This is a genomic window from Companilactobacillus nuruki, assembly GCF_002872255.1.
Classification (GTDB): Bacteria; Bacillota; Bacilli; order Lactobacillales; family Lactobacillaceae; genus Companilactobacillus; species Companilactobacillus nuruki.
Genome location: NZ_NIPR01000001.1, coordinates 80,135 through 94,112 on the forward strand (window position 1 = coordinate 80,135; position 13,978 = coordinate 94,112).

Genomic DNA, 13,978 nt, shown 5'->3' on the forward strand with positions numbered 1-13,978 from the left:
AAACAAATTGGGGGAATACTCATGGGGATATTTGCCGAATATCGGCGACAAAACAGTAATTTTTGGCGATACTTCTGGAAATACAGTCAAATTATTATCTTAATTCAATTGATTGTTAATTTTATTTTAATACCAGTTCTTAACTTTATGGCTAATGGTATCAATCGTTTAGGGAATGTTAGTTATGTCTCTTATAGCAACGCTATCTCGTTAATAACTAAGAAGCCACTGGTTGTTTTAGGATTATTGATTGTTTTAATGATCCTACTATTAATGGTTTTTGCTCAATTCACATTGATGTTGGTTAGTTTCCAGGCCATCAAATCTCATGCTAATCTTGGCTGGTGGGACTATTTGAAGAGTGTCAGTAAAAATCTTTTTGGATTACCATTTAAAGCATTCGGATTCTTTTTACTCTATTTTTTAATTATTACACCATTTGGCAGTATGGGAATGTCTTCTAGTCTTTTAAATAAAGTAAAAATTCCACAGTTTATTTTGGACTGGTTATTCCAAGATCATTTACCAGTTGGTATCTTACTAATGATTGCTTATGTAGTAATTTTTTACATTGGTTTACGTTGGATTTTAGTCCTTCCTTCAATGATCTTTGAAAATAAATCAATTAAGACTGCTATTATTCATAGTTGGCACAAAACTCGTGGCCGTACACTTTATTATTTAGGTGTTTTTTTAATTTTAGTTGCAGTATTATCAATTGTTATGTCCGTATCGACTGGTTTACTAATTGCAGCTCAATCGGGTATTGAACATATATCATTCTTAAAAAACATTGATTTTACTACGGCGGTTATCAACATGACTGCTATTCAAATCATCAATTACGCTACCAGCATTTACGGTTCTAGTATGGTAGTCTTAATCATTTTAAGTGACACTTCCACCAATTATTTCTATCCCAATAGAAACCATCGTTCTCATAAATGGTTCTGGGGAATTTTAGGAACAGTCGTGATCGTCAGCTTTGTTGGTTATGACTCACTCTATTTCAATAATTGGCTATTAGAACCACCACTCACTATTTCTCACCGTGGCGTTGATGATGGCAACGGGGTTCAAAATACTATTCAATCACTGAGAGCAACCTCTAAAGAAAAACCTGATTATATTGAAATGGATGTTCAAGAAACCAAAGATCATCAATTCGTAGTCTATCACGATAATACTCTTAAGGGGTTAGCTGGCAAAAATATTCGTCCCAGTCAAATGACTCTTGATGAACTTACTAATACTGAAATCCATGAAAATGGTAAAACAACTCATATTGCTAGCTTTGATGATTATTTACAAACAGCAACTAATTTAAATCAAAAATTATTAGTTGAACTAAAGCAGGTATCTGGAAATAAAAAAGATTTCGTTAAACTTTTTGCCAAAAAATATGGCAAACGTCTAATTGCTAATAAAGCGATGGTTCATTCTTTAAGTTACAATTATATTGAAGAGACTAAAGATCTCTTGCCCAAAACAAAAACAAGTTACATATTACCATTTAATTTATTTGGTGTTCCGATAACGAATGCCAATGATTTTACGATGGAATATACCACACTTAATGAGTCATTCATTGACAGTGCGCATCTTCAAAATAAAAAGGTCTTCGCTTGGACTCCTAACGATGATGAATCAATGGATCGAATGATTTTTATTGGATCTGATGGTATTATTACTGATAACCTAAATATGCTACAAGGTGAAATTAAGCATTTATTTAAAAAATCTAGTTATTCTGATCGTATGATTGCGTATGTTACTCAGATGCAAAATCCTTTTGATTAGAAAATATAAAATTTCAATATAAAGAAACCTAGTAATCAAAGTTGATTACTAGGTTTTTTAGTTGGAAAAATATTTACTTACTAACAAATGGGATTCTTTAAGTTTTTGAACATTGGTTTCATAATTTCGTTGTAAATAAAGATAATATATTAAATCAACCGTATACAATTGACTTATCAATGACGTGGTCGCTGCCGATCTAATTCTATCTTTGGGAACATTATCACTGGTTAAAATTTTAATATTGGAAATTTTTGCCAAAGTACTTTGAGGATTAGAAGTTAAACCAATAATTGGAACTTCTTCATCCTTTGCCAATTTAGCTAAAGTAATGGTTTCCAAAGTCTCTCCTGAATCAGAGATTAGAAACAATACTTGTTTATTTCTTTGTGTGAGAAAATTTGATGCCATCAGATGGGTATCTTGAGTATTCAATACACTTGTACCAATTCGTGAAAATTTTTGCGTAAAGTCTTGAGCTACAAGACTTGATGCACCCAAACCGTAAGTTTGAATAATACTAGCCTCGCCTAAAAGATCAACTGTCCGTTGAAGAACATCTTTATTAAGTCCTTTACTAGTTATCTCCAAGGTATGTTGAATCCTCACTGCCAATTTATCCTTTATTTCATCAACGTCATCATTAGGTGAAATTTCTTCATAGATACCACTGGTACTAATATTTGAACTGCGTGCCAATTCCACCTTCAAACCTTTGAATCCATCGACACCTAAATCTTGAGCAAATCTAACCACTGTTGCTTGACTAACTCCACTTTTCTTTGAAAGTTCAGCAACGCTTAAATTGGGAATCTCTTGAACGTTCTTTAGAATATATTTTCCCAAAATCCGTTCTGCTTTACTAGCATTTTCCATTTTCGCACGAATTGTTAACAAAATTGTATTTACCATCTTCTAAATCCTCATCTAATTGCTTTTCGTACAAACCCTCCAGACTTCTTCAATGTTTCTTCAGCAGTTGATTTATCCGTTTGTTTGGATATCATCACGATAGCATCTTTGACTGAATAGTCTGCTTTTTTCAAAATTTCTAAGGCCTTATCTTCTTCAACATTAGTTACCTCACAGATAATATTTATTGATCGTTGAACCAACTTCTTATTTGTCGGTTTAACATCAACCATCAAATTACCATAAGTTTTACCAATACGAACCATCGAAGCAGTGGACAGCATATTCAAAACCATTTTTTGAGCTGTACCTGATTTTAATCTAGTTGAACCTGATAATACCTCTGGTCCCACAACGACCTCAATTTTAATATCGGCATGTTGACTAATTATTGAATTTTCATTGCACGATATGGCTATTGTATCAGCTCCAATTGATTTGGCATAGTCCAATCCTCCAATGACATAGGGAGTTCGGCCACTGGCTGCTATACCCACAACAACGTCTTTCTTAGTTAAATTGTGCGTTTTTAAATCGCTTGCTCCCAATTCAACATTATCTTCTGCACCTTCAACAGCCAAAATCATTGCTTTTTCTCCACCAGCGATTAATCCTTGAACCATTTCCGGATCACTACCAAAGGTAGGTACACATTCCGCTGCATCCAATACTCCCAAACGGCCACTTGTACCAGCACCGATATAAAATAAGCGTCCACCTATTTTAAAGGATTCAGCAATTTTACTAGCACTTTCGGCAATCTGAGGTAATTCTTTATTCACAGCCATAACAACTTTTTGATCTTCGCTGTTCATTATCTCAACTATTTGTTCAGTACTCATTTCATCCAAATTATTTGTCTTTGAATTGCGACTTTCTGTTGACAATTCTTTTATATCCATTTTGATCATTCCTAACTTCCTATATCAACTAATTGAATAGCCTGATTGGCAATACAATAATTTAATAATTCTATATCATTATCAACAACTTGTCCGATTACATTTACCGTACTATCGGCTGATAACTGTCGCTTAACTATCTGCAATTCACCTTGATAACGTCCTGATAATCTGTTGTCTAAGGTCACTGCTCCGCGGCTTCTTAGATGATTATTGAGAGGTAAAACAATCGCTTGATTAAGTGATCTCCCCTCACGTAATCTAACAACATCCTGAGATACATCCGCTCTTTGATGAAATACTTGTTCAATATAACTCGGAGCGTCTACAAAATTTGCTCTTATTTGTAAAATATCATTAACAAAAAATTGTTTAAATTGTTCAAACGTACTATCTTTTAAGGCCGGATCTCCAATATAAACACGATCCACATTCATAGTTTTCATAGCTATTGCTGAAGATAAGGGATTCTGATATCTATGAGATTCTAAGGTTGGCAATCCTTTATAAACAGGTGCTCTCAAATTTATATCTCCTGGTACAAATGCCATCACTCTAAAATTATTATCTTTCAACCACTGATTTCTTGCTTCAAACCATTCTTTATCCAAACCAGTATTTTCACGAGGATAATAATTATGCCAAGCCTCTAAATTATCGAAATCTGCTTTTAATAACTTTAATTTTTCAATATCAGGTCGTTCAATTGTACTAGCATTCAAAGCCACTTTCATCTTAGTGGACAATTGTGCCACTTCTTCAATAGAAATACCGTCATCTATTCTCAACATTGTGACATTTAGTTGTTGAAAGATTTTTATATTCTTGGATAAATCTAATTGCAGTCTCTTCAACGCACTTAATGAAATATCTAGGGTCAATTCAAGTTGATTTTCAAAGCACAAGTTACCTAGTTTTTTTAAATTCTTTAATAGAACTTTTGGATCATCTTCCGGTAAATTAATGGATGTAAAGACCCCTTTGAAGCCAGCATCAACAAATTTATGAAATATCTTAATATCTTCTTGATTTAATGAATTATGCAGATAAACTGAAAATCCTAACATACTAAACTCCTTTATTCTGGATAGATTTCATTAATTCTATTCTCATCAACACCAAAGAACCAAGTAACTACAAATCCTCCCAAATAAGCTACTAATAAAGCTAGTAAATAGCTTAGTTGTTGTCCTGGTTGCATAATTAATAATCCAAACAAACCTGAAACGCCTTGTGAAACTGCACCTAGATGAAATAATGAAGCTACGATACCGCCAAAACCAGCTCCAATACTTGCAGTAACAAAGGCTCTACCTAATGGCAAAGTAACAGCATACATCAAAGGCTCACCCACACCTAAAATAGCGACTGGAATAGAACTCATAACCATTTTTTTAAAACGCTTGTTCTTTGATTTGATGTATAAAGCCAAACCAGCACCAACTTGACCGCCGCCAGCCATCATTAAAATGGGCAACAAATAATTAATACCATGTGTAGGTCCAGTGGGATCGTTTAGTAGAACATGAATTGGTGTTAAAGCCTGATGCAAACCAACTGATACCAATGCTAAGAATGTTGATGATAGAATAAATCCACCAAAAACACTCAACTTTGTATAAACAAAATCCATAACTGTGTAAATAGCTGTTGTCAAGCCAGCACCAACTGGTTGTAGAAATACGACAGCAATCAATGAACCGATAATAACAGTTAATAATGGTGTAAAGAATGTATCCAGAACACTTGGCATAATTTTACGAATATTTCTTTCCAAGAAGGCGAAGAAAATACCCATAATTAAGGCCGTTATTAAACCACCAACTCCAACTGTATACGGAGCATGTGTAAATGGCATGGAAATAGCTTGTGTACTTAATGGCGAACCCGTGACTACTACTCCTAAACAAAGAGTTCCACCAATACCACCAAGAATTGGGCTACCTTTGAATTCTCTAGCAGCATTCATTCCAACAAAGATTGGTAAGAAGGTGAATAATCCCCATCCCAAAGTCTTAATAGTCATGTACCACCAGTCAGTAGCAAAAGCTTGTCCAGTTTGATAATCAATAACATTCGCTAAACCATTTATTAGTCCAGCAGCAATAATACCAGGCAATAAAGGTATGAAAACATTAGCAATATGTTGAAGACCACGTTGTAAGGGTTTATCATGCTTAGCTTTGTTAGCCTGCTTGTTCTCTTTAGCGATCTCTTTAATATTCTCTGTTGATTCAGTTTCATCATCAGCTTCACTACCTAAAGGAACACCAGTCAACTCAGCAAATGGTTCTGCAATTTTGTTTACCTTACCTGGACCCAAAACGACTTGTAACGTATCAGCTTGAACGACTGCTAAAACACCATCAATTCTCTTCAATTCATCAACATTAACTTGGTTATTGTCTTTAATTCCAAGCCTTAGTCTAGTCATACATGCAACGTTAGCCGTAACATTTTCTTTACCACCAACATTTTTCAATATTTCATTAGCAATATCTTTATTAGTCATCGTTGTTCCCCCCTTAGAATTCTTGCATTAACCATTCATATGCTTTTGGAGTTGCCTTAGTCCAATAAGTCCAATTATGATTATCACCAGTATCTTTAACATATTTAACAGAGAATTTATCTTTCTTTAATGTCTTAACAAAACGATTAACATTTTTGATAGGTACAGTTGTATCACCAGAGGTAGTTTCTACATAAAACTTCACTGGTTTAGTATCTTTATTAATATATTTTGTTGGAAATAAACTGTCATAAACTTTATCAGACCAATTTGTCTTACCATCAGTGAAAGCATGCATATTTTTTCTAATTAGATTATCCTTTGGCAAACTATACCAAACCGATGGAGATACCATGATTGCTTTGGAAAAATAATTAGAATATTTCAAAGATAATCTAGCAGCCGCATAACCTCCCATTGAGATACCGCCAACTGCATGATCTGATCTTGATTTTGAAACCTTATAAGTAGAATTAATCTTTGGAATCATATCCTTCATAATGGCACTTTCTACTTTTAAACCATCTTTTTGATTGATATAAAAACTGTTAAAACCATCAATGAAAACGACAATTGCCTTTCGATTATTCCTTTTCATTGATCCATCAAGCATCTGTTGAGAATTGAATCTTTCTAGTAAATTTCTATGATTTCCATATAATCCGTGCATCATATATAAAACTGGATATCTCTTATTTGACTTTGGATTATATCCAGCAGGTAGATAAACATCATAATTCCAATCTAAATGCATTTGTTTAGAATACATTGTTGTGGTTGTTACCATACTGATAGGCGATACTTTAGCAGCTGCGTCAACTTTAGTGCTAGTAAACGTAGTTATTCCTAGCATTGCTATAACACCGGTTAAAATAACTAAAAATCTTTTAACATATAATTTCATGAGAATTCCCTTCCAATCTTTGTTAGCGTTTACAAATAGATAATACATCTTTTGAATTAAATTTCAAGATGTCATCAATATTGTTGATAAAAAAGAAATTTAATTTCATATGAACAAATTAATTGATCAAATTAAATAGTCTGTATTGATTTATCAACCATGTTTGAAAAAACATAGCTAATATCAATACAGACCATTTTTGTATATTTAAAAAATTAGTATGGAACTATTTATATTTGTCACATATTAAATAGATAAAAACTATCTAATTAAATCCTGTTGACTATTATCAATATAATTAAAAACATCCTCTTTACTAAAAATGGGCACATCATTCATCGTCGATTGAGCCAAAACTGAATTAGCAACAGCAAATTCTAAAGTATCTTCAAAATCCCATTTTTCAAATAGCCCTGTCAATATACCACTAGCAAAGGCATCCCCACTGCCGATCCGATCCAAAATGTTTAACTCTCTGGCCTGAGATCTATAGAGTTTACCATGATGAAAAATAAATCCTTCAAAGTATTTTTTACTATCAATAAAACTTCTTCTACTGCCCGCAAAAAAATTTATTTGATATTCATTACAGAGTTTTTCATATAAATTAGTTTCATTATCGTCCTGATAGTCTAACAAATCAGTTAAGTCCCTCTTACTACCAAACAAAATATCAACATAAGGCAACATTTTTTGATACCTTTTCTTTATTGAATCATGGTTATTTTCCTGATTCAAACTAATTCGATAGTTAAAGTCAAAGCATACTACCTTATTTCTATCATGTGCTTCTTGCGCAAGCTTTATTGCAGCCAATTGGGTTTGCTTGGTCAAACTTAACGCGATTCCACAAATATGGACAACATCAATTCCAATCAGTGCCTTTTCAAAATCATAATTTTCATAATTCATTTGACTAAAGGAACTGGACAATCTGTCTTGGTATGTGACACGCTCTGGTCTGGACCCATGTCCTAATTCAACGAAAAAACTACCCATACTTTTACCATTACGAAGTATTCGTTTGTCAGAAATTCCCAATTTTCGCAAATCAGAAACAGTTTTTTCACCAACCGGATTATCAGGAATAGTTGTCAAAATTGTCGTATTATATCCAAAATGTGCCAAACTGCTTAGTAAATTTACGCCTGTTCCCACGGTTGTAACAGTTAAACTATCACTTTGCTCTAACATCATTTTATCGGCAACTGTAAATCTCAACATTACCTCTCCAAAGGCTAAAATATTCATAATTTAACCCCTAGAACTTCTTGATAATTTGATAAAGTTTAGCAACGTCTTCTGGTCTAGTATCTCCTGTTTCTTTATCAATAATTGAACTATAAACATGGGGAATGATTCTTTTAACTCCTGCATCGGCTGCAATTGAAACGATCCCTTCAAAGTTGTCAAGTGTTAGTCCACCCGTGGGTTCTAAGTCAAAATCATATTCTGCACAAGCCTTGGCTACTGCTTTAAATTCTTCTTTATGAGTTAGTCCCTTCATTGGGAAAAATTTAATCGAAGAACCACCCATATCTTTCAACAATGCAATCGCTGTTTCGATTGAAACCTCAGTTGAAGGTGTCTGGCTACTTAATGGACCAGTTGCTATATTCACTACTCCAACTTTTCCTGTCGGTGACACCAATCCATTGATAATAGTTTCATTTTGTCCTAAGGCTTCTCTAGTTGCACCTACACCTGTGAAAACTTGATTAACATGTTGTGGTTGAATGGCTTTAGAAACACGTGTCACCATTGAACTCTGCTTAGGGTCTCCCGCACCCAGACCAACTGAAACAGCATTATTAATTGCTACTTGATATTTTTTCATATCTTCAATAGCAGACTCATCACTTGAATAATTCTTAGTTAAAACTCCTAGAACCACATGACCTTCTGCCGCATCATAACAATCTTTAGCATTCTGAACTGAATTGGCTAAAACATTCAAACAAATACCATTATCTAAATAATTTGGTAATAAATCCATAATTATTCTCCTTCAACTATTTCCTTTAATCTTGATACAATTTGATACATTTCAACCTCATTAACGGCTCTAATATCAAACTCGATAATTCCCTCATTCACTCGATACTCTCGGGCATAAATTGCCGTTTCGCCATTTTTTAATTGATCACAAATTGACTTAGCTGAAAGTTTCTTTGGTTTAACTTCAGCTCGATAAATTTCTCTCCCTGCCGCATCTTGAACGATTTTGACTTGTAAATCTGATATTTCCGATAGTTTTTCAACGAATGGTTTCAGTCTTTCGATCATGGCTTGCCCAGATTCGGGCCCTTCTTTTAAATATTCAGTAATAGCTGTTGTCAAAGCGATAATATTTTCTTTGCCAATCTTCATTGCTCGACCAATCCCAGCACCTTGTATTCTAGCCCATTTTATATACTTTTCTTTACCAAAAACAACTCCTGATGCAGGTCCTTCAATTGCTTTAGCTCCGCTATAAATAACTACATCTACGCCTAATTTAATATATTTCAAAAGATCTTCTTCGGCCGCGGCATCAAGTACCAAAGGCAACCCATGTCGGTGAGCAACCTCAATTGCTTCAGGAATAGATAACATACTTTTTTGTACAGTATGATGACTCTTAATGTATAGAATGGCAGCTGTCTGATCTGTGATTTCCATTTCCAAATGCTCAGGTGTACACATATTAGCATATCCTGCTGGGATCACTTTGGTACCTGCTACCATTAACATCACGTCAACCGGTGCTCCATAATCAACATTATGTCCCATAGGCAAGATGACCTCTCGCTTGCTGATTTTTTCAGTATATGGATGTCCAACATGATATGAACTGCCCTGACCAATTATTCCTGCAATTGTTTCAACAATACCTGCTGAAGCCGAATTAACGATCAATGCGTCTTCGCTACCAACTAACTTTGCTAAATATTTACCTGTTTGAACTAGTAAGTCTGACATCTCAAAAAAATTCTGGGCCCCTTCTTTTTGCGCTTCTATGACTTGATTCGAAACCTTCGAAACACCCAAAATAGTCATTTTTCCATCAGCATTAATAACTTTCTTCAAGCCATATTTATCATAAATATCCATATCATTCTCCTATCGAATACACATTTCCGCCAACCACACTATAAATAGGGTTTATTAAAGTATTGGTAGTCTTTATGTTTCCATTAGAATCTCTAAGTTGTTTGGTTCCTTTATTTATTTCAAAAATCGTTAAATCAGCATCATAGCCTGCTTCCAATTTTCCTTTGGTATTTAGATTAAAATTTTTCGCCGGTATTGTGGTTATCATTGGTAAAATTTGCGTCATTTCATAGCCTAAATACAACATTTTTTCAATACAAGTTGCCATATTATAAACGGGACCACATTGTCGATTAGTATGATAAATATCAGTACTTAAACTTTGTGCCTGAATATTATTCTTTATCGCTGTTTGAGCCGTTTGAAAATTAAAGCTATCCGTTCCATGACCAATATCAAAAATAATTCCTTTAGCTAATCCTTCTTTAACAAATGGTTTAATCTCTCTATTTTGATCTAAAATCCCATTTTTCTTGCCGTTATAACAGTGCGTCATAATATCGCCTGAATCCATAACTGCCATAATCTCCGACAATTCAGGGGGATTAGTACCAACGTGTACCATTAAAGGTAATTTTTTCTCTAACCGCTTTTGAAACTCTTTAGCCAGTAACAAAGGCTTCACTCCGTTGCCTACTACAACTGATTTACTTATTCTTGCCTTCATACCGATGATGAAATCAGGATGTTCACCAACCTCATTTTTAAGCGGTCCAAATTGAATTTTTTCTAAGTCACCCAGTTCATTTTGTTCTAAAATTCCAGTTCTTGAAACATTGATCATCGCATAAACATTGGTTATTTTATTACGAGTAATCTTATAAAAATCGCTAATATTATCAGCTCCAGTTGAACCAGCATCAATGACCGTTGTAACTCCGGTCAAGTATCCAATCTTATCTGGATCATCATAGTAAAGTGTTAATTTTTCATAGCAATGTGTATGATCGTCTATCCAACCAGCGCTGACATAAGCTTTACTACGAAGGTCGAGGGTTTCTTTGGCTTCAACCTCCAATTTAGATCCTACAGCCTTGATCTTTCCATCTTCCAACAAAAGTTCAATTGAATCATTATTACCATCCAATCCATTCTTTACATATAAAGTTTTCAAAGAGATCATCTCCCAAATTTGAATTTATCCCACGGACCTATGTAATTTAGAAGGAAAAGTTCTTTTTGAGTAATCTCCGCGACCTTATTTTTCCGTATATCTGTGTGTGCCTTGAGAACTATTTGTAATTCATTCTTATATTTTCCAAAACTATTATTGCCAATAACTACATCACCTGGTTTGAAATCATGAGTATTAATGCTAACAGGATTGTCATAATCCTTATATCTCTTTCTGACCTGCGTTGAGCGAATAACCAAATCAGTAATATCTCCTCGTCTGACATGTTGATTATCAAAAAGGATTTCTTCCTCTAGTTCATTGATATCATCAACTAAATCAATATCAAACGCTAACTGGTAGCGATTGACCATGCCTAATTGTGATAATTCTGTTTCTGATGCATAGGCATTACCAACGATCACACAATCGATCAGTCCTGTAGCAAATAAATGTTTTGCTTGAACATCAATCGGTAAATCGCGATGCATTTCCAAAGTTGGTAGTCCATCATTAATATCCCAAGGTCCGATTCGTCCTGACTGTGAGGTAATAAAGGCCGCTGTATCGATTCCCAAATCTTTGAATCGTTTAGATGATTTAATAAAGAAATCTAATGGCAAACCAGTTCTTCTTTGTGGATAGAAATTGTGACATCCTTGAATAAAAGGTTTATTAGCCTCATAACTCAAAATATTATTCAAATATTCAACATCGTTACTCATGTTTAGCTCGATATTAATTTCCTGTGGATTGAACGATATTAAAGCCTCTTTTTGTCCATCAAAACCTTGATCTAGACGAATCGTATCAGCTCCTAGATCATGAAAGAAACTTAAATCATCATAAGAAACTCCTAACTGATCAAAGATATTGGGTGCAATATCCAAAGTCGTCGAAAATCCATAACGCTTAGCATATTGGATCAAATCACTGAATTTATCAGCAACTCTCTCTTTACCTTCAGATACCTCTAGCATGCTCATGAAAATTTTGGTGAATCCGTATTCACTAGCCATCTTCAAATATTTTTTATCTTCATTTACATCACTATGATCTGGATAAAGTGAAATACCTAATGTTCGTTTGGTCATATCTTTTTACCTCTTTCCATTTTTTGAAACGCAGCCATATAGTGATTAGAAATGACAATTGATGAATAGATTGTTACTAAAATTACTAAAATCATTATTTGTTTTATAAAAAAACCAATAAAAACTGTTAAAAGAATCATCATTAGTGAAAATAGAATTAGCTTTCCTGCTGACATATCCTTAAGAAATTTGGGCATTAAACCCTTTTGGACTGTTACTTCGCTTAGAACAAAAAAGCTTAAAAGTAATAGGAAGATCAACATTTTTTCACCTCATATTATTCTTTTTCTAATTGTTGTTTTTCAAAAACTTTAAAGAATGGATAATAAATGGCTAATTGAATAAAGAAATTAACACATGAAAGTATCAATGCTGGGACACTCCAATTAGTACTGATGAAAGCTCCCAATGGCCCTGGTACTGTAAATGGTAACCGAGCCATCATCATCGGCACGACTCCCGTAATAGTTAAAATATAAGAAAGTGTCCCGGTCACAAGTGGTCCCACAATGAATGGAATTCCTAAAATCGGATTCATAACAATTGGCGCACCGAAGACAATCGGTTCATTGATATTAAATAATCCCGGTAAAAATGAAAGTTTTCCCAAATCTTTTAAATAAGCTGATTTTGAAAACATAAACAATACGACCAAAGCTAAAGTTCCACCAGCTCCACCGATCCAAATAAACCATTGTAGAAATTGTTCTGTAAAAATAGTTGAAAGTTGATGTGCACTCGTACCAGAGGCGAATTCGCTCATATTCTGAGCAATCGACATTTCCCAAAATGGACGAATGATTGGATCCATAATTGCTGCTCCGTGAATACCTAATGTCCAAAAACCAGTAATTAGAAAAATAGTTAATAAGCCACCTAGTAAACTATTTCCTACCAATACACCTTTTAATGGCATTAAAATCATGCTTAAAAATGTAGCAATGTTAAAACCAAAAATTGAACGAATTGCCCAGAATAAAATTAAAATAACCGCTGCTGGGATCAATGCCACAAAGGAATTTGATACTTCTGGTGGAACCCCATCAGGCATTTTAATAGTAATGTTCTTTTCTTTAAAAAAACGATAGATCTCTACGGTTAATAAAGCGGTTACAATCGATGCAAAAAGTGAGGAAGCACTCAAATTGGCAATGTTAATGTAACGACCAGCATCAATAACATTCTTAACCTTTTCAGTAACATGGATCGGAACTGCAGTTGAAACAAGAAATGCCAATACGGCTAAAATCCCATTGGTTAACTTGTCTAACTTATAACTTTCTGCTAATGAAGAAGCAATTCCAAAGGTAGCATATAAGGCTAAAATCCCCACTGTATAACGAAATGGAATATCTAAAAGTTCTTTATAAGGTTCTAAAGCCTTGGCCACACTATCTATCGGAATATTATTAATCAATGTGAAAAATGAACCCACAATCGTAAGTGGCAATGTAGAAATAATCCCCTTTCTAATCGCGGTCATATGACGTTGTGTCCCCATTTTATTAGCAAATGGTAATATCTTTATATTTAGAAAATTAACGAAATTGTCCATCTCAATCCCTCCTTTTTTCGGAATTATCATAACATTATAATGTTATGATGTAAACGGTTAACTAATTTTATACTTTTCTTAAAACCATCCTG

Annotated in this window: 12 protein-coding genes; 1 reads left to right on the plus strand and 11 read right to left on the minus strand. The window is 34.0% G+C overall.

Translation table 11 applies throughout. The features are described 5' to 3' along the window. Positions 1-21 precede the first annotated feature (21 nt). Complete coding sequence (locus CBP76_RS00415; RefSeq protein WP_102194953.1) at positions 22-1,800, plus strand: glycerophosphoryl diester phosphodiesterase membrane domain-containing protein; 1,779 nt, start codon at positions 22-24, stop codon at positions 1,798-1,800. A gap of 57 nt (positions 1,801-1,857) precedes the next feature. On the opposite strand, the gene CBP76_RS00420 is transcribed toward CBP76_RS00415, so the two are convergent. From CBP76_RS00420 to CBP76_RS00475, 11 genes are all read right to left on the minus strand, one after another. Next, complete coding sequence (locus tag CBP76_RS00420) at positions 1,858-2,712, minus strand: MurR/RpiR family transcriptional regulator (protein ID WP_102194954.1); 855 nt, start codon at positions 2,710-2,712, stop codon at positions 1,858-1,860. Between the two features lie 11 nt (positions 2,713-2,723). After that, positions 2,724-3,623 carry an N-acetylmuramic acid 6-phosphate etherase gene (gene murQ, locus CBP76_RS00425; protein WP_174683310.1) on the minus strand — a complete coding sequence of 300 codons (900 nt, stop codon included), beginning with the start codon at positions 3,621-3,623 and terminating at the stop codon, positions 2,724-2,726. A 2-nt stretch (positions 3,624-3,625) separates the two neighbouring features. Next, a complete protein-coding gene (locus CBP76_RS00430; protein ID WP_102194955.1) occupies positions 3,626-4,681 on the minus strand; it encodes a MupG family TIM beta-alpha barrel fold protein in 1,056 nt (351 codons plus the stop codon). An 11-nt stretch (positions 4,682-4,692) separates the two neighbouring features. After that, positions 4,693-6,126, minus strand: coding sequence for a PTS transporter subunit EIIC (locus CBP76_RS00435; protein WP_102194956.1), 1,434 nt, complete (start codon positions 6,124-6,126; stop codon positions 4,693-4,695). Between the two features lie 13 nt (positions 6,127-6,139). Continuing rightward, positions 6,140-7,030: an alpha/beta hydrolase gene (locus tag CBP76_RS00440; RefSeq protein WP_102194957.1), complete on the minus strand. Its 891-nt coding sequence runs from the start codon at positions 7,028-7,030 to the stop codon at positions 6,140-6,142. A 261-nt stretch (positions 7,031-7,291) separates the two neighbouring features. Then, positions 7,292-8,281 carry a sugar kinase gene (locus CBP76_RS00445; RefSeq protein WP_102194958.1) on the minus strand — a complete coding sequence of 330 codons (990 nt, stop codon included), beginning with the start codon at positions 8,279-8,281 and terminating at the stop codon, positions 7,292-7,294. A 10-nt stretch (positions 8,282-8,291) separates the two neighbouring features. Beyond that, on the minus strand, positions 8,292-9,026 hold the full coding sequence (dagF, locus tag CBP76_RS00450; RefSeq protein WP_102194959.1) for a 2-dehydro-3-deoxy-phosphogluconate aldolase: 735 nt from the start codon (positions 9,024-9,026) through the stop codon (positions 8,292-8,294). Between the two features lie 2 nt (positions 9,027-9,028). Next, positions 9,029-10,123: a DgaE family pyridoxal phosphate-dependent ammonia lyase gene (locus CBP76_RS00455; protein ID WP_102194960.1), complete on the minus strand. Its 1,095-nt coding sequence runs from the start codon at positions 10,121-10,123 to the stop codon at positions 9,029-9,031. A 1-nt stretch (position 10,124) separates the two neighbouring features. Further along, a complete protein-coding gene (locus tag CBP76_RS00460; RefSeq protein ID WP_425430291.1) occupies positions 10,125-11,237 on the minus strand; it encodes an amidohydrolase/deacetylase family metallohydrolase in 1,113 nt (370 codons plus the stop codon). Between the two features lie 5 nt (positions 11,238-11,242). Next, positions 11,243-12,331 carry a DUF871 domain-containing protein gene (locus CBP76_RS00465; RefSeq protein WP_102194962.1) on the minus strand — a complete coding sequence of 363 codons (1,089 nt, stop codon included), beginning with the start codon at positions 12,329-12,331 and terminating at the stop codon, positions 11,243-11,245. A 277-nt stretch (positions 12,332-12,608) separates the two neighbouring features. Continuing rightward, the gene (locus tag CBP76_RS00475; protein ID WP_102194964.1) at positions 12,609-13,886 is read right to left on the minus strand and encodes a PTS sugar transporter subunit IIC; all 1,278 of its coding nucleotides are present in this window, start codon (positions 13,884-13,886) and stop codon (positions 12,609-12,611) included. Positions 13,887-13,978: the final 92 nt, after the last annotated feature.

Coding starts and splice junctions, on each gene's coding strand:
- CBP76_RS00415 (WP_102194953.1), top strand. CDS start 22: ATGGGGATATTTGCCGAATATCGGCGACAAAACAGTAATTTTTGGCGA.
- CBP76_RS00420 (WP_102194954.1), bottom strand. CDS start 2,712: ATGGTAAATACAATTTTGTTAACAATTCGTGCGAAAATGGAAAATGCT.
- murQ (WP_174683310.1), bottom strand. CDS start 3,623: ATGATCAAAATGGATATAAAAGAATTGTCAACAGAAAGTCGCAATTCA.
- CBP76_RS00430 (WP_102194955.1), bottom strand. CDS start 4,681: ATGTTAGGATTTTCAGTTTATCTGCATAATTCATTAAATCAAGAAGAT.
- CBP76_RS00435 (WP_102194956.1), bottom strand. CDS start 6,126: ATGACTAATAAAGATATTGCTAATGAAATATTGAAAAATGTTGGTGGT.
- CBP76_RS00440 (WP_102194957.1), bottom strand. CDS start 7,030: ATGAAATTATATGTTAAAAGATTTTTAGTTATTTTAACCGGTGTTATA.
- CBP76_RS00445 (WP_102194958.1), bottom strand. CDS start 8,281: ATGAATATTTTAGCCTTTGGAGAGGTAATGTTGAGATTTACAGTTGCC.
- dagF (WP_102194959.1), bottom strand. CDS start 9,026: ATGGATTTATTACCAAATTATTTAGATAATGGTATTTGTTTGAATGTT.
- CBP76_RS00455 (WP_102194960.1), bottom strand. CDS start 10,123: ATGGATATTTATGATAAATATGGCTTGAAGAAAGTTATTAATGCTGAT.
- CBP76_RS00465 (WP_102194962.1), bottom strand. CDS start 12,331: ATGACCAAACGAACATTAGGTATTTCACTTTATCCAGATCATAGTGAT.
- CBP76_RS00475 (WP_102194964.1), bottom strand. CDS start 13,886: ATGGACAATTTCGTTAATTTTCTAAATATAAAGATATTACCATTTGCT.